1 protein-coding gene and 1 pseudogene are annotated in these 550 nt (G+C 43.1%); both read left to right on the forward strand.

Annotation, left to right across the window (positions count from 1 at the left end; all coding sequences use genetic code 11):
- A pseudogene (locus tag R7Z49_RS26975) lies at positions 1-105 on the forward strand (RNA pyrophosphohydrolase); the annotation flags it as partial.
- Between the two features lie 2 nt (positions 106-107).
- Positions 108-550, forward strand: a 443-nt coding sequence (locus R7Z49_RS26980) for a GAF domain-containing protein (protein WP_318112739.1), incomplete at its 3' end; no start/stop codon positions are given.

Genomic DNA, 550 nt, shown 5'->3' on the forward strand with positions numbered 1-550 from the left:
CGTGATGTTTATCGTCGAGCGATGAAAGAGTTTGCATCTTTAGCCATGCCTTTTCGAGAGAGAAAAGCGAAAGGGAAAAGAAAAAAGCAACAACGTAGAGGATAGTCATGCTCAGCCAGCTAAGGGAAATAGTTGAGAAAGTCTCCAGAGTCGATGATGTGCATCTGGCTCTCGATATATTGGTAAAAGAGACTTGTGCCGCCCTTCGCACTGAGTGTTGTACTATCTATCTCGCTAATGAAGAAATGCAGCGCCTTGAGTTGATGGCAACTCAAGGCCTTATTTTTGAAGGCGATAGCATCCACATTAATTTCAATGAAGGTTTAGTTGGTCTCGTTAAACGCAGCGCAGAACCTCTTAACCTCGCAGAAGCTTCAAAACACCCTGAATTTAAATTCTTCCCGCAGCTTGGTGAACAGGTTTATCACTCTTTCCTCGCCACTCCAATCATCCATCGCAAACAAGTATTAGGTGTATTAGTCATTCAGCAAAAGACGCCACGATTGTTTAGTGAGATGGAAGAATCTTTCTTAGTGACCTTATCTGCACA

Origin of the sequence: Vibrio sp. 1562 (assembly GCF_033340155.1) — a bacterium.
In the GTDB taxonomy this organism is placed as follows: Bacteria; Pseudomonadota; Gammaproteobacteria; order Enterobacterales; family Vibrionaceae; genus Vibrio; species Vibrio alginolyticus.